24 protein-coding genes and 1 pseudogene are annotated in these 25,658 nt (G+C 68.0%); 9 read left to right on the top strand and 16 right to left on the bottom strand.

The annotated features are described in order from the left end of the window. The first annotated feature begins 30 nt into the window (after window positions 1–30). Together CSC64_RS01065 and CSC64_RS01060 are read left to right on the top strand one after the other, a co-directional pair. Entirely contained in the window at window positions 31–789 is a 759-nt protein-coding gene (locus CSC64_RS01065) for an SPOR domain-containing protein (RefSeq protein ID WP_162433480.1), read from the top strand. Window positions 790–799: 10 nt separating this feature from the next. Next, complete coding sequence (locus tag CSC64_RS01060; RefSeq protein ID WP_162433479.1) at window positions 800–1,549, top strand: SDR family NAD(P)-dependent oxidoreductase; 750 nt, start codon at window positions 800–802, stop codon at window positions 1,547–1,549. Between the two features lie 103 nt (window positions 1,550–1,652). On the opposite strand, the gene CSC64_RS01055 is transcribed toward CSC64_RS01060, so the two are convergent. Further along, window positions 1,653–2,333 (bottom strand): MarC family NAAT transporter, encoded by a 681-nt coding sequence (locus CSC64_RS01055; RefSeq protein ID WP_162433566.1) that lies wholly within the window; start codon window positions 2,331–2,333, stop codon window positions 1,653–1,655. 75 nt (window positions 2,334–2,408) lie between these two features. Further along, window positions 2,409–4,298 carry an arginine decarboxylase gene (speA, locus tag CSC64_RS01050; RefSeq protein ID WP_162433478.1) on the bottom strand — a complete coding sequence of 630 codons (1,890 nt, stop codon included), beginning with the start codon at window positions 4,296–4,298 and terminating at the stop codon, window positions 2,409–2,411. Between the two features lie 165 nt (window positions 4,299–4,463). On the opposite strand from speA, the gene speE reads away from it, so the two are divergent. Next, window positions 4,464–5,315 carry a polyamine aminopropyltransferase gene (gene speE / locus CSC64_RS01045; RefSeq protein ID WP_162433477.1) on the top strand — a complete coding sequence of 284 codons (852 nt, stop codon included), beginning with the start codon at window positions 4,464–4,466 and terminating at the stop codon, window positions 5,313–5,315. Here the strand turns inward: speE and CSC64_RS01040 are convergent, their stop codons facing one another. Continuing rightward, window positions 5,316–5,654 (bottom strand): P-II family nitrogen regulator, encoded by a 339-nt coding sequence (locus CSC64_RS01040; protein WP_162433476.1) that lies wholly within the window; start codon window positions 5,652–5,654, stop codon window positions 5,316–5,318. It lies immediately after the preceding gene. A 192-nt stretch (window positions 5,655–5,846) separates the two neighbouring features. Between CSC64_RS01040 and ubiK the strand changes: the two genes are divergently transcribed. The 3 genes from ubiK (at window position 5,847) to CSC64_RS01025 (ending at window position 9,880) form a co-directional block, all read left to right on the top strand. Further along, complete coding sequence (ubiK, locus tag CSC64_RS01035) at window positions 5,847–6,125, top strand: ubiquinone biosynthesis accessory factor UbiK (protein WP_162433475.1); 279 nt, start codon at window positions 5,847–5,849, stop codon at window positions 6,123–6,125. Window positions 6,126–6,132: 7 nt separating this feature from the next. Continuing rightward, window positions 6,133–7,647: a YifB family Mg chelatase-like AAA ATPase gene (locus CSC64_RS01030; RefSeq protein ID WP_162433474.1), complete on the top strand. Its 1,515-nt coding sequence runs from the start codon at window positions 6,133–6,135 to the stop codon at window positions 7,645–7,647. A 145-nt stretch (window positions 7,648–7,792) separates the two neighbouring features. Then, window positions 7,793–9,880 carry a S9 family peptidase gene (locus tag CSC64_RS01025; RefSeq protein WP_162433473.1) on the top strand — a complete coding sequence of 696 codons (2,088 nt, stop codon included), beginning with the start codon at window positions 7,793–7,795 and terminating at the stop codon, window positions 9,878–9,880. A gap of 74 nt (window positions 9,881–9,954) precedes the next feature. Here the strand turns inward: CSC64_RS01025 and CSC64_RS01020 are convergent, their stop codons facing one another. Beyond that, window positions 9,955–11,127, bottom strand: coding sequence for a putative peptide maturation dehydrogenase (locus tag CSC64_RS01020; protein WP_162433472.1), 1,173 nt, complete (start codon window positions 11,125–11,127; stop codon window positions 9,955–9,957). Between the two features lie 84 nt (window positions 11,128–11,211). Here CSC64_RS01020 and CSC64_RS01015 point away from each other — a divergent pair, with 84 nt between their 5' ends. Further along, window positions 11,212–11,523, top strand: a complete 312-nt coding sequence (locus tag CSC64_RS01015; protein WP_162433471.1) for an NHLP-related RiPP peptide — start codon at window positions 11,212–11,214, stop codon at window positions 11,521–11,523. On the opposite strand, the gene CSC64_RS01010 is transcribed toward CSC64_RS01015, so the two are convergent. From CSC64_RS01010 to aceB, 4 genes are all read right to left on the bottom strand, one after another. Beyond that, window positions 11,477–14,065, bottom strand: a complete 2,589-nt coding sequence (locus CSC64_RS01010; RefSeq protein WP_238389700.1) for a putative peptide modification system cyclase — start codon at window positions 14,063–14,065, stop codon at window positions 11,477–11,479. The genes CSC64_RS01015 and CSC64_RS01010 overlap by 47 nt on opposite strands. A gap of 16 nt (window positions 14,066–14,081) precedes the next feature. After that, window positions 14,082–15,119 (bottom strand): GGDEF domain-containing protein, encoded by a 1,038-nt coding sequence (locus CSC64_RS01005; RefSeq protein ID WP_162433469.1) that lies wholly within the window; start codon window positions 15,117–15,119, stop codon window positions 14,082–14,084. Window positions 15,120–15,479: 360 nt separating this feature from the next. After that, on the bottom strand, window positions 15,480–16,784 hold the full coding sequence (aceA, locus tag CSC64_RS01000; protein ID WP_162433468.1) for an isocitrate lyase: 1,305 nt from the start codon (window positions 16,782–16,784) through the stop codon (window positions 15,480–15,482). Between the two features lie 169 nt (window positions 16,785–16,953). Continuing rightward, window positions 16,954–18,648: a malate synthase A gene (gene aceB / locus CSC64_RS00995; RefSeq protein WP_162433467.1), complete on the bottom strand. Its 1,695-nt coding sequence runs from the start codon at window positions 18,646–18,648 to the stop codon at window positions 16,954–16,956. A 117-nt stretch (window positions 18,649–18,765) separates the two neighbouring features. On the opposite strand from aceB, the gene CSC64_RS00990 reads away from it, so the two are divergent. After that, window positions 18,766–19,728, top strand: a complete 963-nt coding sequence (locus CSC64_RS00990; protein WP_162433466.1) for a LysR family transcriptional regulator — start codon at window positions 18,766–18,768, stop codon at window positions 19,726–19,728. Between the two features lie 12 nt (window positions 19,729–19,740). Here CSC64_RS00990 and CSC64_RS00985 read toward each other — a convergent pair whose 3' ends face one another. From CSC64_RS00985 to CSC64_RS00950, 8 genes are all read right to left on the bottom strand, one after another. Further along, window positions 19,741–20,166 (bottom strand): MAPEG family protein, encoded by a 426-nt coding sequence (locus CSC64_RS00985; protein ID WP_162433465.1) that lies wholly within the window; start codon window positions 20,164–20,166, stop codon window positions 19,741–19,743. A gap of 64 nt (window positions 20,167–20,230) precedes the next feature. After that, window positions 20,231–20,467, bottom strand: coding sequence for a hypothetical protein (locus tag CSC64_RS00980; protein ID WP_162433464.1), 237 nt, complete (start codon window positions 20,465–20,467; stop codon window positions 20,231–20,233). Window positions 20,468–20,537: 70 nt separating this feature from the next. Beyond that, window positions 20,538–21,056 carry a hypothetical protein gene (locus CSC64_RS00975; RefSeq protein ID WP_162433463.1) on the bottom strand — a complete coding sequence of 173 codons (519 nt, stop codon included), beginning with the start codon at window positions 21,054–21,056 and terminating at the stop codon, window positions 20,538–20,540. 19 nt (window positions 21,057–21,075) lie between these two features. Beyond that, a complete protein-coding gene (locus CSC64_RS00970; protein ID WP_162433462.1) occupies window positions 21,076–21,465 on the bottom strand; it encodes a VOC family protein in 390 nt (129 codons plus the stop codon). Between the two features lie 44 nt (window positions 21,466–21,509). Then, the gene (locus CSC64_RS00965) at window positions 21,510–22,712 is read right to left on the bottom strand and encodes a serine hydrolase domain-containing protein (RefSeq protein ID WP_162433461.1); all 1,203 of its coding nucleotides are present in this window, start codon (window positions 22,710–22,712) and stop codon (window positions 21,510–21,512) included. A gap of 138 nt (window positions 22,713–22,850) precedes the next feature. Next, window positions 22,851–23,237, bottom strand: coding sequence for a VOC family protein (locus CSC64_RS00960; RefSeq protein WP_162433460.1), 387 nt, complete (start codon window positions 23,235–23,237; stop codon window positions 22,851–22,853). Window positions 23,238–23,678: 441 nt separating this feature from the next. Beyond that, window positions 23,679–24,083, bottom strand: a complete 405-nt coding sequence (locus CSC64_RS00955; protein ID WP_162433459.1) for a hypothetical protein — start codon at window positions 24,081–24,083, stop codon at window positions 23,679–23,681. A gap of 71 nt (window positions 24,084–24,154) precedes the next feature. Next, window positions 24,155–24,889 carry a hypothetical protein gene (locus CSC64_RS00950; protein ID WP_162433458.1) on the bottom strand — a complete coding sequence of 245 codons (735 nt, stop codon included), beginning with the start codon at window positions 24,887–24,889 and terminating at the stop codon, window positions 24,155–24,157. 469 nt (window positions 24,890–25,358) lie between these two features. Here CSC64_RS00950 and CSC64_RS00945 point away from each other — a divergent pair. Further along, window positions 25,359–25,532, top strand: a pseudogene (locus CSC64_RS00945) (transposase); the annotation flags it as partial. Between the last annotated feature and the right edge of the window lie 126 nt (window positions 25,533–25,658).

The raw sequence follows: 25,658 nt of genomic DNA, 5'->3' as shown, positions 1-25,658 counted from the left end.
GCGCGCGGCGGCAATACGGAGAACGATGTAATGGCGGCAAGACGTGGCAAGAACCAGGCGCGGCGCAATGGCGGCAAGGGCGGCCGGCCGGCCTGGGTCTGGCTGGTGGCCGGACTGGCCATCGGCGCGGTGGTGTTCCTGGCGGTGCCGGGACTGTTGAAGAAGGATGGCGACGGCTTCGTCCGCTTCGGCCCGCGCGCCGATCCGGACGCGCAGCCGGCGCCGATCGCCGACACCGAGGCCATCGCCGACACGCCTGCCGGCGAAGCGCCGGCGGAAACCGCGCCGCAGTACGACTTCTACACCGTGCTCCCCGGCAACGAAGTGCGCATGAGCGACGCCGAACTGGCCGCCAGCGCACGCGAGGAGGAAGCACGCCGTGCGCAGGCCGAGGCCCGACGTGCGCGCGATGCGCTGGAAGGCCGCACACCAGAGCCGCCGAGCGTGGCAGCCGCGCCGGCGGCCAGCACCGCGACCACCGCGGCGGCATCCACGGCCACTGCTTCCGGCACCAACGCGCCCGCACCGGTGCAGGCAGCGGCAGCCCCCGGCGACGGCGCCCGCTACATCCTGCAGGCCGGCGCCTTCGGCGCGCCCGGCGACGCCGAGGAAGTGAAGGCCAAGCTGGCCATGCTCGGCCTGGGTGCGCGGGTGGAAACCGGCCAGGCCAACGGCAAGACCGTGTACCGCGTGCGCATGGGCCCCTACTCCACCGCCAGCGAGCTGGCCGAAGCCAAGCAGAAGCTCGCCGGCAGCGGCCTGCCGGCGATGGCCATAAAAGCCCAGTAGAGGACCTTCCATGACCCGCACCGCCTTCATCACCGGCGCCACCTCCGGTTTCGGCCTGGCCGCCGCGCGCCGCTTCGTCGCCGCCGGCTGGAAGGTGGTGGCCACCGGCCGCCGCGGCGAACGCCTGCAGGCGCTGGTCGACGAGCTCGGCGCGGCAAACGTGCACCCGGCCTGCTTCGACGTGCGCGACGCGGCGGCGATGGAAGCGGCGTTGTCCGCGCTGCCCGAAGGCTTCCGCGACATCGACGTGCTGGTCAACAACGCCGGCCTGGCACTGGGCACCACGCCGGCGCAGCAGGCCAGCCTCGAGGACTGGCGGGTGATGATCGACACCAACGTCACCGCGCTGGTCACCCTGACCCACCGCCTGCTGCCGGCGCTGGTCGCGCGCAAGGGCGTGGTCATCAACGTCAGCTCGGTCGCCGGCGTGTATCCGTATCCCGGCGGCAACGTCTATGGCGGGACCAAGGCCTTCGTCAGCCAGTTCTCGCTGAACCTGCGCACCGACCTGCACGGCAGCGGCGTGCGCGTGACCACGATCGAGCCGGGCATGGCCGAGACCGAGTTCACCCTGGTCCGCACCCATGGCAACCAGGCCGCCTCCGACACGCTGTACAAGGACGCGCAGCCGATGACCGGGGAGGACATCGCCGAACAGATCTTCTACGTGGCCACGCTGCCGGCGCACCTCAACATCAACCGGCTGGAGATCATGCCGGTGACGCAGAGCTTTGCCGGGTTCCAGGTGTTCCGCGGCTGAGCCGCGCCTCCCTTAACAGGAGCGGGCATGGCCGCGACCTTGCGTCGTCGGCGCAGGCGACGTCCTCATGGTTACGACGTCCGGGTCGCGGCCATGCCCGCTCCTACAAGGACAGCAGCGCCTGCACTTCGGCGGCCACTTCGTAGATGCCGTTGATCACGAACTGCACGCCGATGCAGACCAGCAGGAAGCCCATCAGCCGCGAGAACGCCTCCACACCGCTGTTGCCGAGCTTGCGCATGATCGTGCCGGAGCTGCGCAGGCACAGCAGCAGGATCGCCGCGGCCAGGAAGAACACCAGCGGCGGCGCCGCCAGCATCACCCACTCGGCGTAGGGCCGCTCGCTGCGCACCGCCGCGGCGGTGCTGATGATCAGGGCGATGGTCCCCGGCCCGGCGGTGCTGGGCATGGCCAGCGGGATGAAGGCGATGTCCTCGGTGCGGTGCTGGCGCAGTTCCTCGCCACGCCGCTCCACCTCGGGCGTCTCGTCCAGGCGCTGCTGCGGGAACAGCATGCGGAAGCCGATGAAGGCCACGATCAGGCCGCCGGCGATGCGCAGGCCGGTGATCGAGATGCCGAACACGTTCATCACCAGCTGGCCGGTGTAGTACGCGACCATCATGATCGCGAACACGTAGATCGAGGCCTTGAGCGCCTGGCGGTTGCGCTCGGCCTCGTCCATGCCGCGCGACAGGCCCATCATCAGCGCGACCGTGGTCAACGGGTTGGCCAGCGGCAGCAGCGTGGCCAGGCCGACCGCGGCCGCCTTGAGCAGTTCCAGCACCGTGCGCTCCACGGGGACGGGGACTACACCTTACCGCGACCGCTATGGCCGGCGCATGGCGCGGCGGCGGCGGGTTCAGGCCAGCGGCGCGTCCGACAGGTAGGTGTAGCCGGTCAGGCCCGCCTCCAGCGCTTCGGCCAGCGCCAGCGACTCCGCCTCCGGCAGGCCGGCGGCGTGGACGCGCTGCGCATAGGCCGCGCGCAGGTCGTCCAGACGGTAGCCGACGTAGTCGAGCATCACGTCGGTGGTGTCGCCACGGCGCTGCTGGGTCAGTTCGTAGCCGCCGTCGGCGGTGAGCCGCACTTCCACCGCATCGGTGTCGCCGAACAGGTTATGGATGTCGCCGAGGATCTCCTGGTAGGCACCGACCAGGAAGAACGCCAGGCGATAGCCCTCGCCATGGCGCACCGCATGCAGCGGCAGCGAGGTGTCCAGGCCGCCGTTCTCGACGTAGGTCTTGACCGTGCCATCGGAGTCGCAGGTCATGTCGGCGATCACGCCGCGCCGGGTCGGCTCTTCGTCCAGGCGCTCGATCGGCACGATCGGGAACACCTGGTCGATCGCCCAGGCATCCGGGATCGACTCGAATACGCTGAAATTGACGAAATACTTGTCGACCAGGCGGTCGTTGAGTTCGTCCAGGACCGCGCGGTGGCTGCGCTCGCCCCAGTCCAGGCGGGCGCGCACGCCATGGGCGACCGCGTAGAACAGGTCGTCCACCCGCGCCCGCTGCGGCAGGTCGATCTGGCCCTGCGCGTAGGCGGACAGGCCGTCGGCATGGAAGTGCTGGGCCTCGTGGAACAGCTCCAGCGGCGGCCGCTGGTCCAGGTCGGCGTGCAGCGCGCGCAGGTGGCGGATCGCCGCCGGCTCGTCGTCGTGCGCGTCAGGCACGCGGCCTTCCGGCGCGGTCTCCACCTCGGTGGTGTTGGCCACCAGCACCGCGTGGTGCGCGGTCATCGCGCGGCCGCACTCGGTGACGATCCGCGGCGGCACCAGGCCCTGCTCGGCGCAGGCTTCGGCCAGCGGCTGCACGATGTTGGCCGCGTACTGGGCCAGGCTGTAGTTGATCGAGCACTCGCTGCGCGAGCGGGTGCCTTCGTAGTCGATGCCCAGGCCGCCGCCCACGTCCATCCAGCGCACCTTCGCGCCCAGCCGCAACAGCTCGCTGTAGTAGCGCACCGCCTCGCGCATGCCGCTGGCGATGTCGCGCACGTTGGAGATCTGCGAGCCCATGTGGAAGTGCAGCAGCTGCAGGCAGTCGCCCATGCCGCTGTCGCGCAGCGATTTCCACAGGTCCAGCAGCTGGCGCGGCGAGAGGCCGAACTTGGCCTTGTCGCCGCCGCTGTTCTGCCACTTGCCCGCGCCCAGGCTGGCCAGGCGCATGCGCACGCCCAGGCCGGGGCGCACGTCCAGGTTCGCCGCCTCTTCCATCACCAGCGCCAGCTCGGAGGGCTTCTCGATGACGATGAAGGTCTCCAGGCCGAGCTTGCGCCCGATCAGCGCCAGGCGGATGTACTCGCGGTCCTTGTAGCCGTTGCACACGATCAGCCCGCCGGGGCGGCTCAGCGCCAGCACCGCCATCAGTTCCGGCTTGCTGCCGGCCTCCAGGCCGAAGCCCTCGCCGGCGTGCGCGGCCAGGGTGCCGGCCACGCCGCGGTGCTGGTTGACCTTGATCGGGTACACCGCAGTGTAGCCGCCGGTGTAGTCCCAGTCGGCCATGGCCTGGGCGAAGGCGGCCTGCAGCCGGGCCAGCCTGTCGCCGAGGATGTCCGGGAAGCGCAGCAGCAGCGGCAGCTGCATGCCCTGCGCGCGCGCCGCGTCGACCAGCGCCGGCAGCGCCAGCGACGGCCCGTCCTTGCCGCGCGGCAGCACCTGCATGGCACCGCCGGCCACGTCGAAGTAGCCGCCGGACCAGTGCGGGATGGACCAGGTCTTGCGGGCGTGGTCGACGGACCAGTCGCTCATCGGCGTGGGGCTCGGGCTGTCATGGAGGACGCGCATTCTAACCCCCGCGTTCAGGAGGGTCCGTTACAATGCGCGCCCCGCGCCGCCGGCCCCTCTTCCGCCGGCCCCCATCCGCCCTCCGGGCACCTTCTCCCGGCGGGAGGAGAAGAAGCACAAGGACATCCCATGAGCACCCAGGACAACTGGTACATCGAACGCTTCGAGCCGACCGGATCGGCGATCGGCTACCGGGTCGAGGCCAAGCTGGACGAGGTGCAGTCGCCGTTCCAGAAGATCGAGATCTACCGGACGACCGACTGGGGCAACCTGATGCTGATCGACGGCGCGGTGATGCTCACCAGCCGCGACAACTTCCTGTACCACGAGATGATCGCCCACCCGGTGCTGTTCACCCACGCCGCCCCGAAGCGCGTGGTGATCATCGGTGGCGGCGACTGCGGCACCCTGCGCGAGGTGCTCAAGCACCCGGGCGTGGAGAGCGCGACCCAGTGCGACATCGACGAGCAGGTCACGCGCATGGCCGAGAAGCATTTCCCGGAGCTGTGCGATTCCAACGCCGACCCGCGTGCCGAACTGCTGTTCGACGATGGCGTGGCCTACATGGCCAACTGCCCGGCCGGCAGCGTGGACGTGGTGATCGTCGATTCGACCGACCCGGTCGGCCCAGCCGAGGGCCTGTTCAACAAGGACTTCTACGCCAGCTGCTTCCGCGCGCTGAAGGACGACGGCATCCTGGTGCAGCAGAGCGAATCGCCGCTGGCGCAGCTGGAGCTGATCAAGTCGATGCGCGCAGAGATGGGCAAGGCCGGCTTCTCGACCTTCAAGACCCTGCCGTTCCCGCAGCCGTGCTATCCGACCGGCTGGTGGAGCGTGACCCTGGCGCGCAAGGGCCAGGGCTTCGGCTTCCGCGAGACCGACGCGGCCGGCAAGGCGTTCGCGACGAAGTACTACAGCGCGCCGCTGCACACCGGCGTGCTGGTCGCCCCGCCGTTCGTGGCCGAAGCGCTGGGCGAATAACTACAGCGCGTCGGCGTCCAGCTCGCCGGTGCGGATCCGCACCACCTGGCCCAGGTCGTAGACGAAGACCTTGCCGTCGCCGATCTTGCCGGTGCCGGCCGCGCGCACGATCGCCTCGACCACCGCCTCGACCCGGTCCTCGGTGACGGCGACCTCGATCTTCACCTTGGGCAGGAAATCGACCACGTATTCGGCGCCGCGGTACAGCTCGGTATGGCCCTTCTGCCGGCCGAAGCCCTTGACCTCGGTGACGGTGATCCCGGCGACGCCCTGCGCCGACAGCGCTTCGCGCACGTCGTCGAGCTTGAACGGCTTGATCACGGCCATGACCATCTTCATCGGGCGACTCCGGAACACTGCGGGGCATACAGGATAGCGCGGGCCGCGCTTGCCACGCCGGCGCGTGCCGGGTCCAATGTCCGCATGCGCGCCACCGCGCGGCCCTCGGAGTTTTCCGACCGTGCGCGCCGGCCCGCGCCGATCCCGCGCGCCGCGCCGCGCGCGCACGCTGAACTTCCCGCCGGAGCCCCCATGATCGACCTCAACCACATCGACGACCTCGCCCGCCGCCTGAGCGAACTGGTCCCGCCGGGCCTGCGCGAATCGGGCGGGGAACTGCAGGCCAGCTTCCGCAGCGCGCTGCAGGCCGGGCTGGGCCGGCTGGACCTGGTCACCCGCGAGGAGTTCGACGTGCAGCGCGCGGTGCTGCTGCGCACCCGCGAGAAGCTCGAAGCGCTCGAGCGCAACATCGAGGAACTGGAAGCGCGCCTGCGCGCCGCCGCCGCCTCGCGCCCGGGCGATCCGGGCTGAGCCGCGCATGGGCCTGGCGCTGGTGCACAGCCGGGCCCGCGCCGGGGTCTGCGCGCCACCGGTGCAGGTGGAAGTGCACCTGTCCGGCGGCCTGCCTTCCACCCAGATCGTCGGCCTGCCCGCGGCGGCGGTGCGCGAATCGCGCGACCGCGTGCGCGCAGCCATCCTCTGCGCGCAATTCGAATACCCGCAGCGGCGCATCACCATCAACCTGGCCCCCGCCGACCTGCCCAAGGACGGCGGCCGCTTCGACCTGCCGATCGCCCTGGGCATCCTCGCCGCCAGCGGCCAGATCGACCGCGACGCGCTGGCCGGCTGCGAATTCCTCGGCGAACTGGGCCTGACCGGCGAACTGCGGCCGGTCGACGGCGTGCTGCCGGCGGGGCTGGCCGCCGCGCGCGACGGCCGCCGCCTGGGGGGGCCGGCCGGCAGCGGTGCCGAAGCCGCGCTGGCGGGCGACGCGCAGGCCTACGTCGCCCGCACCCTGCTGGAAGCCTGCGCCAGCCTGGGCGGGCGGTCGCTGCCGCGTGCCGCAGGGAACGCAGATGCCGGTGCCGCGCCGCCGCTGGCGCAGCCGGACATGGCCGACGTGCGCGGCCAGGCGCAGGCGCGGCGCGCGCTGGAGATCGCCGCGGCTGGAAGCCACCACCTGCTGATGAGCGGTCCCCCGGGTTGCGGCAAGACCCTGCTGGCCTCGCGCCTGCCCGGCCTGCTGCCGGAAGCCAGCGAGGCCGAGGCACTGGAAACGGCGGCAGTGCATTCGATCAGCGGCCGCGGCCTGGACCCGTCGCGCTGGCGCCAGCGGCCGCTGCGCACGCCGCACCATGGTGCCAGTTCCGTGGCCCTGGCCGGCGGCGGCAGTCCGCCGCGGCCGGGCGAGATCTCGCTGGCGCACAACGGCGTGCTGTTCCTGGACGAACTGCCGGAGTGGAGCCGCACCGCGCTGGAAGTGCTGCGCGAACCGCTCGAGTCCGGCCGCATCACCATCTCCCGCGCCGCGCGCAGCGCCGAGTTCCCCGCGCGCTTCCAGCTGGTCGCGGCGATGAACCCGTGCCCGTGCGGCTGGGCCGGCGATCCCTGCGCGCGCTGCCGCTGCACGCCCGACGCGGTGCAGCGTTACTGGAGCCGCCTGTCCGGGCCGCTGCTGGACCGGATCGACCTGCACCTGGCGATGGTGCGGCTGCCGCCGGCGCTGCTGCGTGCCGACGCCCCGCCGGGCGAATCCAGTGCCGCGATCCGGCAACGCGTGGAAGCCGCCCGCTCGCTCCAGCTTCAACGCACCGGGGTCCTCAACGCCCACCTCGATGCCGCCGGCGTCGCCACCACCTGCGCGCTCGACGCGGCCGGGCAACGGCTGCTCGAGCAGGCCGCCGAACGCCTGCAGCTGACCGCGCGCAGCCTGCACCGCATGCTGCGCGTGGCCCGCACCATCGCCGACCTGGACGGCGCCGAGGCGATCGCGGTGGCCCATCTGGCCGAAGCGCTCGGGTATCGCGCGCCGCTGGCGGGGGCTGGTGGTTGATGCGAGGGGAGCAGCCGCGCAAACCCCGCCCCGCGGGCCTGCCATAGGTCATGGGGTGCGTTTAACGCGACTGGAACGACGCCGGCCGGGACATGCGCTAGCGTGCGCGTTCCGATGCCGCCGGCATCCCTGGAGCACGCCTCCCATGCGCCACACCCGCCTGTTCGCCGTCACCGCCCTCGCCCTCGCCCTGGCCGCATGCAAGGGCAAGCAGGAGGGCGACGCCACCGCAGCCGCGCCCGCCCCGGATGCGCCTCCGAAGGAAGTCGAACTGATCGCGCGCGACGCGCTGTTCGGCAACCCCGAGCGCGCGTCGGTGCAGATCAGCCCCGACGGCAAGTACCTGAGCTGGATCGCGCCGGTGGACGGGGTGATGAACGTCTGGATCGCGCCGGCCGGCGACCCGGCCGCGGCGCGCGCGGTCACCGACGACAAGGCGCGCGGCATCCGCAACTACTTCTGGTCCTACCAGCCCGACACCCTGCTGTACCTGCGCGACAGCGGCGGCGACGAGGACTTCCACCTCTACGCGGTGGACCTGGCCGGCAACCAGACCCGCGACCTCACTCCGTTCCCGAAGACCACCGCGCAGGTGGCCGGGGTCAGCCCGGACCAGCCCGGCAGCATCCTGGTCGGGATGAACGACCGCGACGCAAAGTGGCACGACCTCTACCGGGTCGACCTGGCCAGCGGCGAGCGCACCCTGGTGGAGAAGAACACCAGCGAGATCGCCGGCTACATCGCCGATGGCGATTACAACCTGCGCTTCGCCCAGCGCTCGCGCCCGGACGGCGGCCTGGACATCCTCAAGCGCGCCGGCAACGGCTGGGAGAAGGCCGACGACGTCCCGTTCGAGGACGTGCTCACCACCTCCACCCTGGGCCTGACCACCGACGGCAAGACCCTGTACCTGGCCGACTCGCGCAACCGCAACACCTCGGCGCTGTACGCGGTCGACAGCGCCAGCGGCGAGCGCACGCTGCTGGCCGAGGATGCGCGCGCCGACATCGGCGGCGGCCTCAGCGACCCGCGCACCGGCGAACTGCAGGCGGTGTCGGTGAACTACCTTCGCAACGAATGGAAGCCGCTGGGCGATGCGCTCGCCACCGACCTCAAGGCGCTGGAAGCCATCGGTCCGGGCGAGGCGAACGTCAACGCGCGCACGCTCGATGACAGCACCTGGATCGTGGCCTACTCGGCCGCCGAATCGCCGGTGGTCTACTACCGCTACGACCGCACGCCCGGCAGCGAAGGCAAACTGACGAAGCTGTTCTCCGCGCGCCCGGCGCTGGACGGCAAGCCGCTGCAGCCGATGTGGCCGCTGGAGCTGAAGTCGCGCGACGGCCTCACCCTGACCAGCTACCTCACCCTGCCCGCGCAGGCCGACGCCAACGGCGACGGCAAGGCCGACCAGCCGGTGCCGATGGTGCTGCTGGTCCACGGCGGCCCGTGGGGCCGCGATGGCTACGGCTACAGCAGCTACGACCAGTGGCTGGCCAACCGCGGCTACGCCGTGCTGAGTACGAACTTCCGCGGCTCCACCGGCTTCGGCAAGGAGTTCACCAACGCCGGCGACGGCGAGTGGGGCGCGAAGATGCACGACGACCTGATCGACGCGGTGAACTGGGCGGTCGGCGAAGGCATCACCAGCGCCGACAAGGTCGCGATCATGGGCGGCAGCTACGGCGGTTATGCAACCCTGGCCGGCCTGACCTTCACCCCGGACACCTTCGCCTGCGGCGTGGACATCGTCGGCCCGTCCAACCTGGAAACGCTGCTGGCCACGGTGCCGCCGTACTGGGCCAGCTTCTACGAGCAACTGGCGCGGCGCATGGGCGACCCGCGCACCGAGGCAGGCCGCGCCTGGCTGAAGGAACGTTCGCCGCTGACCCATGCCGACAAGATCAACAAGCCGCTGCTGATCGGCCAGGGCGCCAACGATCCGCGGGTGAAGCAGGCCGAGAGCGACCAGATCGTCGCGGCGATGCAGGCCAAGAACATCCCGGTGACCTACGTGCTGTTCCCCGACGAGGGCCATGGCTTCGCCCGCCCGGAGAACAACAAGGCGTTCAACGCGATCACCGAAAACTTCCTGGCCAAGTGCCTGGGCGGCCGCGCGCAGCCGATCGGCGAAGACCTCAAGGGCTCCAGCACCACCGTGCCGGCCGGCGCCGATGGCGTGGAGGGATTGCAGGCGGCGCTGCAGGCGCATACGCAGGACGTACGCAAGTAAGCACCACGCCGGGATGCCGCGCAGCGGCATCCCGGTCGTCACGTCTCACGGTTTACGGATCGTGGCGAAGCGGATCAGCGCGCGGCCGGCCACACCCGCCCGGCCGGATCGAACTCGGCATTGCGCATCTCGCCTGCGCGCCAGCCGAAACCGCAGACCGCCATCACCCCTTCCTCCAGCGGATCGAGTCCCAGCGCCCGCTCGATGTCCACCTCGTTGATCGCGCAGGTGACGAATGCACCCAGGCCCAGGTCGGTCGCGGCCAGGTACAGGGTCTGCGACAGGTGGCCGGCGTCCATCGTGACCGCGCGATAGGCCTTCGGATGCTGGCGGTATTTCCAGAAGCAGCGGGCGAAGCGCGCGGCCATCACCACCAGCACCGGCGCATCGGCGAACCAGTGCTGGCCGGCCACTGCCTGCAGCGCCAGTTCGCGCATCGCCATGCCTGCGCCCGGCAGCGGTTCCAGCGCATGCTCGACCGGGTGGTAGTGGTAAAGGCCCGCGGCCAGTCCTTCCACCTGCTGCAGGATCAGGTAAGCCTCGGTCGGATGCAGGCCACCACCTGACGGCGCACCCTTCTTCAGGAACACGGTTTCGTCGTCCATCCGCCACTGCGCCTGGGCGGCGAACACGCGCTCCATCATCCGCGCCAGCAAGGCCTGCGACAGCGGACGGTCGCTGTCGAAGTTGCGGCACGTGGCCCGCCGCTGCAGCAGTTCGTCGAAACCGTCCGCTTCGGCGCGCGCCAGCGCGATGCGGTCCGCCGGATCGCAGCGCGTGAGCGCGGCTGGCGGCGGCACGCCCAGCCGCTCGCGCAGGCCGACGGCGGTGGACAGGCCCGCCGCTTCGGTCGCCGCGGCGGCATCCTCGCCACTCCATCGCCCGGCAGCGTGGACCAGCGCCGCCGGCCCCCACCAGTGGCCATCGCGCCCCTGCACATCGCGGGCCGCGTGCTCCGTGGCACCGCCTTCATCGGCGACCGCCAGCCCCTGTTCCACCAGCCGGTCCAGCACGTCCGCGGGCCACGCAGCCAGCGCCTCGCGCGTCGTCCACTCCTCGGCGGACAGGCATCCCAGGCAATCGCGGGCGGCTTCATCGATGGCGACCGGCCGCGCCAGGTGCGGCGCGTGCGCGATCCATTCCACGATCCTCGCCGCGCCGCTGCTTCCCGCCAGCAGGCCGTGCAGGTCGAACTCCACCCGCTCGCGCGGCTCCAGGTACAAGATCGCACAGCGCCTCACCCGCATGCCGCTCCCCTTGAAAGCCCGCCCCGGCAGTATGACCATGCACCACCGCACATTCCCGTGCGCGAACCAGCCGAGGATAACCAGATGATCAGCGACTCCAAGAGCACGCCCATGGATCCGGCCGTGGTCGACAGGCTTCTCGATGGCCTGTCCGGCGATGATGACTTCCGCGCGCTGTTCGTCAAGGATCCACGCGCCGCACTGGAGAAGGTCGGCTACAAGGCCGGCGCCGACGCCCAGCTGCGTTGCGCCCAGGTCACCACGCTCGCGCCGAAGGAGGAGATCGCGAAGACGCGCCAGGCGCTGGCCAAGTACCTGGTCAGCAGCGCGACGTCGATGACCGTCATCTTCAACTTCGAGGCAGGCAGGATCGAGCAGTCCCTCGGCAGGGAGTGAGGCCTGCCGGCCGGAGCGTCCGTGCCAGGCCGGCACGGGCGTTCCGGCGCGATTCCGCCGTGCCCGCCGCCGCCGCGGGCGCCGCCTCGACGACGTTCATCACTTGCATCACCTGGGACGCGGCCACCTCGGCCAGCACCCGCCCCTGGTTCTCGTCCAGCCAGCGTTGCTGCGCCTGCACGCCTTCCAGGTTGCCGCGGTCCCGCTCGACCTCGCGCATGACCACGCGTACCTGCACCAGCTCGGTCCCGTCCATCTGCGGCAGCAGCATTTCGCCGGCTTCCTCGAGCCGGCCCTCGAGCCGCAGCTGGTTGGCGCGCACGACCACGAGCATCTTGTCCACGATCCGGTTCTTCGCTCCGGCGGCCTCCGGCTCCAGCCAGCGCAGCCAGCCCGCCGCCAGGCCCGCATGGCCGTCCTGCTGGGCCAGGTAGGTCAGCAACGCATAGCGAAAAAGATCTTCGTACCGGGCGGGCATCTCCCTGTCCGCCATGGCGGTGCGGAAGCTGCGTTCCAGCGCGGACAGTTCCGCCGCGGAGGGCCTTGTCCCCGCCGCCGATCGCACGATGGCATCGACCAGTGCGTAATGTCGCGCCACCGCCGGCTGCATCGATGCCGCCTGGGCCCGGGCACGTTCCGAAAGCCGCACGGCGCGTTCATGGTCGCCCTGCCCGAGCGCAATGGACGCCAGTGTCCGTTGCGCATGCAGCCACATGATCGGGCTTTCCTCGGCCTTGACCGCCTCCAGCAGGGCGATGGCTTCGCCGTCGCGGCCGAGGAGCAGCAAGGCCTCCGAACGGGTCAGCACCGAAGGCGCATTGCCAGCCTGCTGCGCCTCTTCCAGGGCCTGTATCGCGTCATCGGGGCGTCCGAGCGCGACGTACGCGCGGGCCAGGTGCACGAGTGGATAGCTCCTGCGCGGCGACTGCGCGGCAGCGGCCGATATCGCGTGCGTGGCGGCCTCATCGAACCGCGCTTCCATCAGCAGGTACCAGGACGCGTTCGACTGCGCACCGAAGTGGTCCGGATAGAGCCTGGCCAGGGTCAGCCAGTGCACCAGCGAGCCGCCTCCCGGCGAAACTTCGGCCTGCCATGCGTCGACCTGCAGCCGGTCGCGCGAGGTGAGCGTGTCGCGCACCCGCACCGCATCGGCGACGTGCCGGCGCGCGACTTCGGTCTCTTCCAGGGCCCAGGCGATGCTCGCCAGGCCGAGATGGGCGCGGGCGAACTTCGGATCGATGCGTATCGCGCTCCCGTACAGGCCGCGCGCGTCGTCCAGGCGCTGCCTGCCCATCGCGATCTCGGCCAGGGCATAGGCCCGCATCGCCTCGAGGTCCGAGGTCGTGGCGTCGGGAAGCGGGGTGGAGCTTTGCTGGATGGAAGCCATCGCCTCGCCCAGGTTGCCGCGAAGCCGCGCGGTCACCTTGTCGATCGAATCCAGGACCGATTCCAGGCCGGCCCCGGTGGCGCGTTCCGAATACACGGTATCCAGCGTCACCGGATCGATCACCTCCACCGAGAACTGCACGTTGTTCCCGACCTCCGAGACCGTCGGCAGGATCACCGCGCGCGCGCCTTCGCGCGCGGCCACGTGCGAGGCCACCCAGCGGTCGAGCTCGGCCTCCTGCGGATCGAGGCGCATCTGCCGCAGCGTCTGCTGCACCTTCAGGTCGCTGAGCACGTTGACGTGACGCGACTGCTCCAGGCTGATCCGGAACGCCTGTTCCAGCGAATCGTCCAGCACGCTGCGACCGGTGAGGTTGCGCAGGTCGCCCAGCACCACCCAGTCGCGCTCGGAAAAGGCGATCGCCGGTTCCGGCCGGGTCATGAACCACACGCCCACCGCTACGCCGGCGACCAGTACCGCCTCGGCCGCCAGCGCGAGCGGACGCCGCCACACCGGCAGGTCACGCCGTGCCTTGCCGTCGCCGCGCGGCATGCGCAGCGGCGCCAGGCCCGGCTCGCCGACCTCGTGCACTTCCTGCACCTGCGGCACGCCCTTGAAATGCCAGCGCCCGTGCGAGCGCCACTGCAGGGCCTCGCCGCGCTCGCCCAGTTCGCGCGCGGCGCGGCGCACCAGCGGCTCGGCCACCGAGGACAGCAGGATCTGGCCCGGGCGCGCCAGGTGCATCAGCCGCGCGGTGAACGGCTTGGCCAGGCCCTCCACCTCCACCGGCTTGGCGCCCACGCTCACCGCCTCGTCGCTGTTGCGCCAGAGCAGCACCTCGCCCACGTGCAGGCCGGCGCGCGCCAGCAGCGGCCCGGTGCGGTGGGCGTGGCCCAGCGCGTCCAGGCCACGCCGGTAGTCCAGGGCGAAGCCGAGCCCGTCCAGCGGGCGTTCGAACAGCAGCAGCAGGCCGTCGGAGCGGTCGATCAGGCGCCCGCGCCAGCGTTGCTGCAGTTCCAGCACCAGCCGGTCGTGGTCGCGGAACAGCTCGGCGGCGGCACCATCGCCGAGGCTCTCCACCAGTGCGGTGGAGTCGCTCAGGTCGGTGAGCAGCAGGGTGCGCAGCTCGGGGGCATCGGCGTGGTGCTGCGGCATGCCGTCCATCCTCGCCTCAGCTCCGCAGCGGGACCGGGGCGTCGATCCAGAAGGCGCGGTTGCCGCCCAGCCGCTTGGCTTCGTACAGGGCGGCGTCGGCGCGGGCATACCAGTCGTTCCAGTCCTGCTCCGGCTCGACCAGGCAGGCGCCGACACTGACAGCGCAGATGGTCGGCACGGCCTGCCGCAGCTGCAGCAGGTTGCGCGTGGTGGCGACCACGAAGTCGGCGTAGCGCATCACCTCGGCGCGCTCGTGCGCGGCCACCAGCAGGCAGAACTCGTCGCCACCCAGGCGGCAGGGCACGTCGTCGGGACCGGCGACCGAGCGCAGGATGCCGGCCACGTTCTGCAGCACGCGATCCCCGACCAGGTGGCCATGGTCGTCGTTGATCTGCTTGAAGCGGTCGCAGTCCACCAGCACCAGGCCCATCGCCTGCTGCATGCCCGCGCGCCGGCATTCCTGCAGGTGCAGGGTCAGGCCGCGACGGTTGTAGAGGCCGGTCAATTCGTCGGTGCGGATCAGCTCTTCGGTCTGGTTGAGCTGGTGGGTGGTGGCATAGAGGTTGTCCAGCGCCGTTTCCAGGTCCTGGTTGCGGCGGCGCAGCTGGCGGATCAGGCCCTGCTCGTTGAGCACCACCCGGGCGATCGAACGCCGCAGGAACTGCGCCACCAGTGCCGGATCGCGCTCGACCAGCTGGCCGAACTCGGCCTGTCCCAGTTCCACCAGGCGGCCATCGCTGGCCGCCACCGCGTCGGCGCTGCGGGTGTGCTCGCCGATCAGCAGGCCCAGCTCGCCGAAGAACTCCCGCTGCCCCAGTTGCTTGGTGACCAGGTCGTTGCCGAAATCCAGCTCGACCCGGCCGGCGGCGATGACGAACATGAGCTCGCCCGGATCGCCACGGCGGAACAGGCGTTCGCCCGCGCGCATGGTCCGCTCGCGGCCCACGGCGGCGAAAAGGTTGTACTCAGGCGCCGCCAGGGCGGCCGTGCTGCCACCCCCGGCATCCTGATCGTTCCTGTCACGGCCATTGCTCGCCATGCCGTCGCTGGACATCCCGCGGCTCCCGTACCTGGCCCCCTCCAGGTGAACGCCGAGCATAGCATCGCGCCGTGTCCGTGAAGGGCGGCGGGCAGCCTTCGCCGCGGTGTCGTGGCCGTCTCGTGGGCGGCGCATGGAAACTGTGCCGCCAGTCACGGATCGCGCGCCGTTCCTGCTGTCGGACCGTCCGCCACGACGGGGAAAAGTATGGTCCATGACCCGGCACCCGTGGGCCGGCGCAACCGGTCCCTGCAGGAACCAACGGCGCCAGCCGCGGCCCGCGGCCTGCCCCCATCAAAAGCGGGTGCGTCTTTCGACGCACCCGCCTGTTGTTCCGGCCTTCCCGACCGTGCATTCACGCCTTCATTCATCCATTCACGCCGCGCGGCTCTGGAACTGCTCCTCCTCGGTCGAGCCCTTCAGCGCGGTGGTCGAGGACTGGCCCTGCTGGATCGCCTGGGTCACCGTGTCGAAGTAGCCGGTGCCGACCTCGCGCTGGTGCTTGACCGCGGTGAAGCCCTTTTCCGCGGCGGCGAACTCGGCCTCCTGCAGCTCGACGAAGGCGCTCATCTGGCGGCGGGCGTAGCCGTGGGCCAGGTTGAACATCGAGTAGTTCAGCGCGTGGAAGCCGGCCAGGGTGATGAACTGGAACTTGTAGCCATAGCTGGCGATTTCCTTCTGGAACTTGGCGATGGTGGCGTCGTCCAGGTTCTTCTTCCAGTTGAAGCTCGGCGAGCAGTTGTAGGCCAGCAGCTTGCCCGGGAACTTGGCGTGGATCGCCTCGGCGAACTTGCGCGCGAACTCCAGGTCCGGCTTGCCGGTCTCGCACCACACCAGGTCGGCGTACGGCGCGTAGGCCAGGCCACGGCTGATCGACTGGTCCAGGCCGTTGCGTACCTTGTAGAAGCCCTCGACGGTGCGCTCGCCGGTGGTGAACGGCTTGTCGTTGTCGTCGATGTCGGAGGTCAGCAGGTCGGCGGCTTCGGCGTCGGTGCGCGCGACCAGCAGCGTCGGCACGCCCATCACGTCGGCGGCCAGGCGCGCGGCGTTGAGCTTCTCCACCGCTTCGCGGGTCGGCACCAGTACCTTGCCGCCCATGTGCCCGCACTTCTTCACCGAGGCCAGCTGGTCCTCGAAGTGCACGCCCGAGGCGCCGGCCTCGATCATCGCCTTCATCAGCTCGAAGGCGTTGAGCACGCCGCCGAAACCGGCTTCGGCGTCGGCCACGATCGGCTGCAGGAAGTCGATCGAGTCGTCACTCCCTTCCCCGTTTTTCTCCGCGTGCTGCAACTGGTCGGCGCGCAGCAGCGCGTTGTTGATGCGCTTGACCACCGCCGGCACCGAGTCGGCCGGATACAGCGACTGGTCCGGGTACATCTGCCCGGCCAGGTTGGCGTCGGCGGCGACCTGCCAGCCGGACAGGTAGATCGCGTTGAGCCCGGCCTTGACCTGCTGCATCGCCTGGTTGCCGGTCAGCGCGCCGAGCGCGTTGACGAAATCCTTCTCGTGCAGGTAACGCCACAGCTTCTCCGCGCCGAGCCTGGCGATGGAGTGCTCGACCGGGATGGTGCCACGCAGGCGGACCACGTCGGCGGCGGTGTAGTTGCGGGTGATCCCGGCCCAGCGCGGGTCGGTGTTCCATTCGTGCTGGATCTGCTCGGCGGTCTTCAGCGTGGTCATGTTGCTTCTCCGTGGGGCATGGTTGTCACATCAACAGTGGGGTGCCTTGTAGGAGCGGGCATGACCGCGACACGGTCGTCTGGATCATGAAACCGTCGCCCGTGCCGACGGCGTCGGGTCGCGGTCATGCCCGCTCCTACAAGAGCGTGGGCGCGAAACGGATGGAGCCTCAGTCGATCCGCGCGTACGCCGGCAAGGTCAGGAACTCGACCAGCTGGCAGGCACGAGTCAGCTCGTCGAGCAGCCCGATGGCCTCGGCGATCCGCGCCCCGCCCGGCAGCGTGGCGGTATCGCCCAGCCGGCCCGGCAGCGCGGCCAGGGTGCGCTCGAACAGGGCGAAATCGATCACCGTGCCGTCAGCCAGGTGCACCGGGCTGCCGTCGGCGTGGCGGCCGCGCGGATCGGAGTGATGCAGCCACTGCCACAACTGCGCGCGCGCGATCTCGGCGGTGGCCGCGTCCTCCATCAGCCAGTGGATCGGCACGCAGCCGTTGCCGTCCAGCCAGGCGGCCATGTAGCGCACGCAGACCTCGACGTTGTTCTCGAAGCCCTCGCGGGTGATGGTGCCCTCGCTCGGCCGGATCAGCGCATCGCGGTTGGCCTGCACGTCCTCGCGCAGCACGTGATGCTGGTGCGGCGTGGGCATGTGCGCGTCGAAGATCGCGCGCGCCACCGGGATCAGCGCCGGATGCGCCACCCAGGTGCCGTCATGGCCGGCAGTGACCTCGCGCAGCTTGTCCGCGCGCACCCGCGCCAGCGCCTGCTCGTTGGCCGCCTCGTCGTGCGCGATCGGGATCTGCGCGGCCATGCCGCCCATCGCATGCGCGCCACGGCGGTGGCAGGTGCGGATCAGCAGCTCCGAGTACGCCTTCAGGAACGGCTGGGTCATGGTCACCTGGCCGCGTTCGGGCAGGACCCGGTCGGCGTGGGCGCGGAAGGTCTTCAGGTAGGAGAAGATGTAGTCCCAGCGCCCGCAGTTCAGGCCGACGATGCGGTCCTTCAGCGCGTGCAGGATCTCGTCCATCTCGAACACCGCCGGCAGCGTCTCCACCAGCACGGTCACCTTCATCTGCCCGTGCGGCAGGCCCAGCATCGACTCCACGTGCGACAGCGCGGTTTCCCACAGCGCCGCCTCTTCCATCGACTGCAGCTTGGGCAGGTAGAAATACGGGCCGCGGTCGTTGGCCATCAGCGTGCGCGCGTTGTGCCAGGCGAACACGGCCATGTCGAACAGGCCGCCGGAGACCGGCTCGCCGTCGATGCGCACGTGCTTCTCGTCCAGGTGCCAGCCGCGCGGGCGCACCAGCAGCACCGCGCGCTCCTCGTACGGGCGCAGCCGGTACTGCTTGCCGTTGTCGCCCTCGAACGCCAGCGTGCCGTCGACCGCGGCGGCCAGCGCGCGCTGGCCGGCCAGCAGGTTGCGCCAGGTCGGCGCGGTCGAGTCCTCGAAGTCGGCCATGTAGCAGTTGGCGCCCGAGTTCAGCGCGTTGATCACCATCTTCGGGTCGGTCGGGCCGGTGATCTCCACCCGGCGGTCCTGCAGCGCGCGCGGGATCGGCGCGACCTTCCAGTCGCCGGCGCGGATCGCGGCGGTGTCCTGGCGGAAGTCCGGCAGGCCGCCGGCGTCGAAGAAGGCCTGGCGCTCGCGGCGGGCGGCCAGGCGGGCGCGGCGCTCCGGCTCGATCGCCCGGTGCAGCGAGACCAGCAGGCCCAGCAGCGGCGCCGGCAACAACTGCTCCTGCCCGGCGACGCGCTCGGTCAACGCAAGCCCGGCGGCCGCGCGCGGGGCGACCGCGGCGACGGACGCGGGGCGGCTGGCCGGACGGGACGAGGGAGGGATTGCGGTGGCGGCGGTGGCGGACATGGCAGGCTCCTGGCTGCACGGGATCGAGAGCCACGCTGCGCTGCGGCAAAATATTTGACAATTTAGATTTTGCAATGTATTGCATAAGATCAACTAATACGCAGACACAACTATTCCGTGGTGCCGAGCGCAAGTCCGCGTTTTTCCTACAAGTCCGACCGGCTCAAGCCGCTGCGCGCGTTCTGCCAGACGGTGCGCCTGGGGTCGGTTTCGCGGGCTGCGGACGCCCTTTTCGTCAGCCAGCCGGCCATCACCCTGCAGCTGCAGGCCCTGGAGCGGGACCTGGGCATGGCCCTGCTGGAGCGCAACGGCCGCCGCCTCAGCCCCACCCGCGAGGGCGAGGTCCTGTACGAGATGGCCCTGCCGCTGGTCGAGCAGCTGGACGGGCTGGAGGCCAGCTTCCGCGAGCGGGTGCGCGGGCTGGAGGCCGGCGAGCTGAAGATCGCCGCCAACAGCTCGACCATCCTCTACCTGCTGCCGAAGATCGTGGAGGCCTTCCGCGCCCGCCATCCGGACGTGCGCCTGACCCTCCACAACGTGGTCACCGGCGAAGGCACCGACCTGCTGCGCGAGGACGCGGTGGAGCTGGTGGTGGGCACCCTGCTCGACGTGCCGGCCGACCTCAGCTACGAGGCCGCTTACCGCTTCGAGCAGCGCCTGATCGCCCAGCCCGGGCACCCGCTGCTGAAGAAGCCTCGGCTGGAACTGCACGACCTGGCCGAACACGCGCTGATCCTGCCGCCGAAGCGACAGGTCACCTGGCGCCTGGTCGACCTGGTGCTGCAGCAGAACCGCGTGCCGTACAAGGTCGCGCTGGAAGTCAGCGGCTGGGACGTGATCAAGCAGTACGTGGCGATGGGCATGGGCGTGTCGATCGTGCCCTCGGTCTGCCTGGGCGAGGCCGACCGCGACCGCCTCGGCTCACGCTCGCTGTCCTCGTTCTTCCCCTCGCGCAGCTACGGCGTGGTGGTGCGCAAGGGCCGCGTGCTGTCGCCGCAGGCGCGCGCTTTCGTCTCCCTGATCAAGCCGGACCTGATGGCGCCGCGCGAATACGACCAGAGCGGGCATTCGGAACGCTGAGCCGCGGCACCGTCAGGCGGCGATGTACGACACCGCGTAGGCCAGCCACATCGCGACAACGAGGAAAAATCCGGCCAGGAACACCATGAACCGGTGCATGACCTTGTTGTAGCTGCACTGGATCGCGCTGTGGACGACGCGCAGACCGACGAACAGCCATGCCGTCGCCGGCAGCCAGGCCGGGATGTGGCCGGTGCCGATCGCCGCAAGGCACAGGGCATAGAAGACCACCGGAAGCTCGAACAGGTGGTTGTAGTTGTCCGATGCACGGGTGTCTTCGAACTTTCCGGCGCGCTGGCCGGAAAGGGCGACGGCCTGGGGATGGATCCGCCGGGCGCGCATCTCCGCGACACGGACAGAGAGCATGCGCAGCCCGACCAGCGCAGTGAGCAGAACCAGCGCCGTGCAGGCCGCGACGAGATGTTGCGCAGGACTCATGGAACCCTCCTTGTCACCCGATGCTGGAATGAAGCCGCCCCGTGTCGCCGGGCCGGCGCATGGCTCACGGCAACGGCCCGATCCTGGACAGCCATGACTCCCTTGCCTTCCAGGCGGACCACGCCAGGTTCCCGCCGATCAGGATGATGCCGATGCCGCCGGGAATCCGCAGCACCGGATCGGTCTCCGCGAAAAGGAGCGCATAGAAGCCGGCCACGACGACGATCGTGCCGACCACGGCCGAAACCCGCCGATAGGTCGTCCCCGCATAGAACGGCTGTTTCGTGCGCTCGTCGCCCATGATTGCTCCTGCTCCCGCCCCGGGGATCACCCGTTCGCCACGCACGCGGCGTGGCACCGGCCCGCTCAACCTACTCCCCTTGCGCCCTGACCGGAACAGGCTTCGGGAAATGGATCAGGTGCTTGCGGAAGTTCAATACCGTGCCGGACATCGCGTTGGTCACGACGAACGCGATCGGCAGGTCCGGCTCCACGTCCAGGACCACCCGCGCCTCGAAGCCCCGGGCCCGCAGGAACTCGGCCGCATCGTTGGCGCTTGCGACAGGATCGTCCACCACCAGCCCGATGCTCGCCGCGGCGTGGTCGAGTTTCTGCAGGGCGTCCGGCGGCGCGTGGTTGATGATCGTCCCGTCCCACATGATCGAACGGAGTATCCCGCTGGTGTCGGCGTGGAACCGCTCCTTGACTCCGTGGCGCCCGAGAAGCTCCACGATCGCCGCCTTGGCCTCGGGCGAGGACGCGGTGAAGATGCGCGAACCCCGGTCCGGGAACGGCAGCGGATTGCGCGAGGTCGCCAACAGGTACGTCCACGCCGCAAGGGTCACGAACAACAGGCACGCCAGCACAACAAGCCACTTTGGCACGAACATGCTTTTCTCCTGCAAGAGGTCACTGCCAGGCCACGGCAGGAACCCGCCAGGGCGGGTTCCTGCGATTCTGCCCTGCCCAGAACAGGCAGAGCGTGTTGCCGGACGGGTCGTGGAGCCGCGCCTCGCGCCATAGCCAGCGCTCATCAGTCGGGAGCCGGGAAAAGACGAAGCCTCGTTCCCGGAGCTCCTCTACCCGTGCATCCAGGTCGGCGCACTCGAAGTACACGACAAATCCATTCACTGCCACGGGCGGATCGGACAGGTGGACAGAGAAAGTCGCCTCACCCTCCGGACACTCGAACCTGGCGTAATGAGGCGATCGGACGATGAGCGTGAATCCCATGGCCTCATAGAACCCGACAGCCGTATCGATATCGACGACAGGAAGCGTCACCTGATTCAAGTTCACCGCATTCCCTCCTGGACTCCACTTGTAAACAGCTGACGCCCAAGTCAAGCCGCGCCGCGAACCGGCGTCGGCCTAAACGAACTGTCCGGTGCCGCTTCGAGTGCTTGCGGCTGATTATCCGGCCGGTGATCCTCGCCCACTTTATGCCGAAGCTCCCACTGACGGTGCAGGAAGTTGGTGACCTCGAAGCATCCTGGTACGTCGGTATTGGAGAGGGCGATAACAGTCTCTCCTGTCAGGGGATATGTACGTACGTCCGTGCAGATCCCATCAGCGGAGCCAGCGTGTCCCCAACGAAAATTTCTCTTCGGATAGCCCGGTCCATACTCGGTCGCGAAAAAGCCCAGACCCATGAACTCCCGCTGAGGACGGATGGCCTCACTGAACAGCGCGGCCGGCAGCAGCTTGCCCGCTCTCAAGGCCTCAACGAACTTGAACATGTCCCGTGCGGTGGAAACCTGCCCGCCTGCCGGGAAGCCTCGACGGGGAAGGGTCTCGCAATTCAACTTTTGCTCTCCATCGAGCTCGACGTACCCGACGGCGATGTCCGCGGCGTTGTCGGGGCAGTCGACGAAGGCGGTGCGGCTCATTCCCGATGGGCCGAACACATGATCCTGTATATAGGCCTCGAATGACTGGCCCGACAGGACCTCGACGATGCGACCAAGGACGACGTGCCCGAAGTTTCCATACTCCTGGCTGGATCCTGGCGGGAAGGCGGGAGGGCGATGCGCGTGCAGTGCCATCATGTCCGCCACCGAATGAACGCTATCCCGGTTCTTCGCGTTCTCAACCCCGAACAGATCGATATCCCCTGCGCCTGCAGTGTGCGTCAGCAAGTGACGGATCGTCACCTGCGTCGCGAAGTCCTGGTTCGGATAGTCCCGCAATACTTCGCCAACGCTCGTGTCCAACGTGATTCGTCCGGCCGCCACCTGCTGCAGAATGGCCACGGCAGTAAACATCTTTCCGGCGGACGCGAGGTTGAATCGGGTGTCGACCGTGTTCTCATGGTCTTCGCGCGAGTCCCGCTTCCCGTATGCGCGCTCAAGCAGGATCTCCCCATCCCTGGCTACAAGCAGTACGCCTGAGAATGCTTCAGCCTGGGCCAGCCCCAAAGCAAATCCATCGAGCTGGGCCACCGCCATCGGACTCGCGGCCTCTTCAGCAGCTTCACCAGCCTTGGCCAAGGCGTGGTTTGCGACCAACAGGGCGGCACCAATCAACGCGAAGCACTCTTTCTTCATCGACTCCTCCAATGCATGGCGCGGCACCTGACGCCCGGTGGGCCGACTGGCGAAGCCAGTTCGGCTTGACCAACTTGTCACGCCCGACGGCCAACGAGCCAGCGACCGACTACTGAGCCGAGGCCAGTTGGATGGCGCCTAGATCTGAGCGAGCATGAGCACGTAGCCATCCGGGTCCTCCAGTCTGCACTCGCCACCGGGCATGTAGAACGGATACCTGATCTCGCCCGGGGAGTGACCCGACTCCGACAGGGCAGCGTGAGTTTGCTTGATGTTGTCGAAGTAGAGGTAGAACAGGACGGCCTGTCGGGAGGCCTCAAACGGTCCGTCCGCCAAGCCGATCATGAGGTTGGCTTTTTCACTCTCGAGCCAAGCCCAAACAGGAGCGGCCTGGCCTTCTGGGACAACAGTGTTTGTCACCTTGAAGCCAAGGTCAGCGTAGAACTCGATGCTTCGCTGCACGCTGGCGACATGAGCGAAGGCGACGAGTGATCTTGTCTGAGCGCCCATGATCTCTCCTGCCATCTACACCCGGGCCAAGCCGCGCCGCGAGACGGCGTCGGCTTGCATGAATCGCCAGGCGCCGACCGCAGCTCACGCTGGCGACGCCCACGCAAGTGTGCGGTCTACAAGGAAACGACGGCAACCGCAACCAGGCAAGCCAAGCCGAATAGAAACGTTGCGATTTGCTGCCAGCTCCTTGCCGCACGGTTCCTGGCAAGGACGTAGCCCGAGACAGGAACAAGTACCAGTAGGCCGATCAGTCCCGCCACAAGTGTCCATGTGGCCACCTGCCAGATGAGCGGATTCGAGGGATACGTAAAGAGGACTGCGGTCGCGGCGAATGAGGCGCCGATGGCAGCGAGGGTAAGAGAGCTTAGAGACAGGACTTTGCGCATTGCTACCACTGGCATCTAATGCTTGAGTTAAGCCGCGCCGCAAAGCGGCGTCGGCTTGAATGAATTGCTAGACGCTGCCCCACTGGAACTGACGAACTAGATCTTCGATCTGCGGCCGAAACCTAACCTTGCACTCGGCAAGCATATTGCCAATCTCAGGATCAATTACTGAGAGCTTGTCGAGAGTAGGTCGCATGCGAACAAACACGATTATCGTGTAGTAGATGTAGTGGTCGAAGTCCTTGGTGTCGATCTGACTGAGGCGCTTGACGATTGTTCTTGCGTAAGACAGCTTCAGATTGTCAATGAATTGCGCAACTTCCGCTCTTGGCGAGCAGAACTCAGCGAAGTCATCCAGAGACTCAAATGCATCCCTAAACATTTCCGCTGATTCGCGTGACGGAAAACTAGACTCCGCAACCTTCAACGCGGCATCAGCTTCACGGATTTCCGGAATATCTCTTGGGTTCACTGGAGCGCTCCAGCAGCATCTAACACCTGAGTTAAGCCGTGCCGCTAAGCGGCATCGAATTGAATGAACTGTTAGGCGTCAATTTGCTGCAATCCTGAGAACTTAGGCCACAAACCATGTCCACGCAGAGGCGGTGCTTCAATGTCATCTGCATTGGCGATCGATACGGAGCAGAAATAACCGCGGCTAGACAGTCTCCTGCAAGATTCTGCTATTTCGTGCAAGTTTGCTGGAGGTGTTGCCCGAGGCTCAGGATAGCGGGCATGCCTAACTACTATAAAGGCAGGCCCATTGGTATCCTCAAACCAAACTGAAGGATCAATGTGCGGTGAAGGTTGTGAAGCCAGAATTTTCTTACCGGAAGATTCGAGTTGTCCTTTTACTACTTGGACGGCGAAATCATGAAGCTCCCAAGCAGACATGGGAATATCGGTGTCATCGACAATCAAAAATGGATCAACTTTCGTTTGATCGATTGCGTGGCGCAATCCCCAATCACTCTCAGTTGGACGAAAGCCAGATAGGGCGGGCTCCATCTTGAGTATGACTGGGATAGCAGTTGCTTCTGCTGCTACTGACAGAAAGAGTTGCTTTGAGCTTGGAGGAGGCGTGCCGTCCGTCGGCTCCACGAAGACAAAGAACAGGCGATTTCCGATTCTGAAAGACAGATGTTCTGCGAGCGGCGGATCAAGATCGGCACGTAGCCAATTCAGGCCTTCGCCACCAAGTGATCCAAGGTGTCTTCCGGCGGCTTGCCACGCTAGCGCGAATCTTCTTGACGCTCCTTCTTGCTCTACCTGATGCATCGAAGACCTCCCGTATGACGCCTAACGCCGGAATTAATCCGTGCCGCGAAGCGACATCGGCTTGAATGATTCGTTAACCCTCATCTACAGCCAGCCAAGTTGAACATTGCGAGCCTGAGAAGCCATTCTCGCCTTTGACCTTGCCCGATCTTTACCGGGTCATTCTTTACGATTGATACGATCTCATCAATTAGCTCGTCGGAATCTAGAGTTCTTGCAGTTGAGCATGTGCTCAGGAACTTGACCTCTAAGAATGTAACTGCCGCAGCACCTTCAACGAAGTTTGTGCAGTCGCTCATGAGGTCAAAGGCGAGCGGCAAATTAGATTCGGACGGACGTTCGCTGCGACGCCACTCTTGCGCCATTTTGCAGCCGCGATAGAGCCCCTCCGCGGTACCCACCGACGTCCCCCCGGTTTTGAGTAGCACGGCGAACTGGAGTCCAATTCCCCAAAGCGAGGAGATTGGACGTGAAGAAGCGCTTTTCCGAAGAGCAGATCATCGGCTTCCTGCGTGAGGCCGAGGCCGGACTGCCGGTCAAGGAGCTGTGCCGCAAGCACGGTTTCAGCGAGGCGTCGTACTACCTGTGGCGGAGCAAGTTCGGGGGCATGAGCGTGCCCGACGCCAAGCGACTGAAGGAGCTTGTAGGACGACACCCTAACTTTCCGCTAAGGCGACACCCAGATTTACGCACCTCCGGGTCGACCCCGTAGCCTCGGCCGCTGTCGTCTTCGACGGGAGCGGGCGTGGCGATCACCGATCTGGAGATC

It is taken from the genome of Pseudoxanthomonas koreensis (genome assembly GCF_010093225.1).
GTDB lineage: Bacteria > Pseudomonadota > Gammaproteobacteria > Xanthomonadales > Xanthomonadaceae > Pseudoxanthomonas > Pseudoxanthomonas koreensis.
This window is presented reverse-complemented; position numbering and strand designations above follow the sequence as displayed.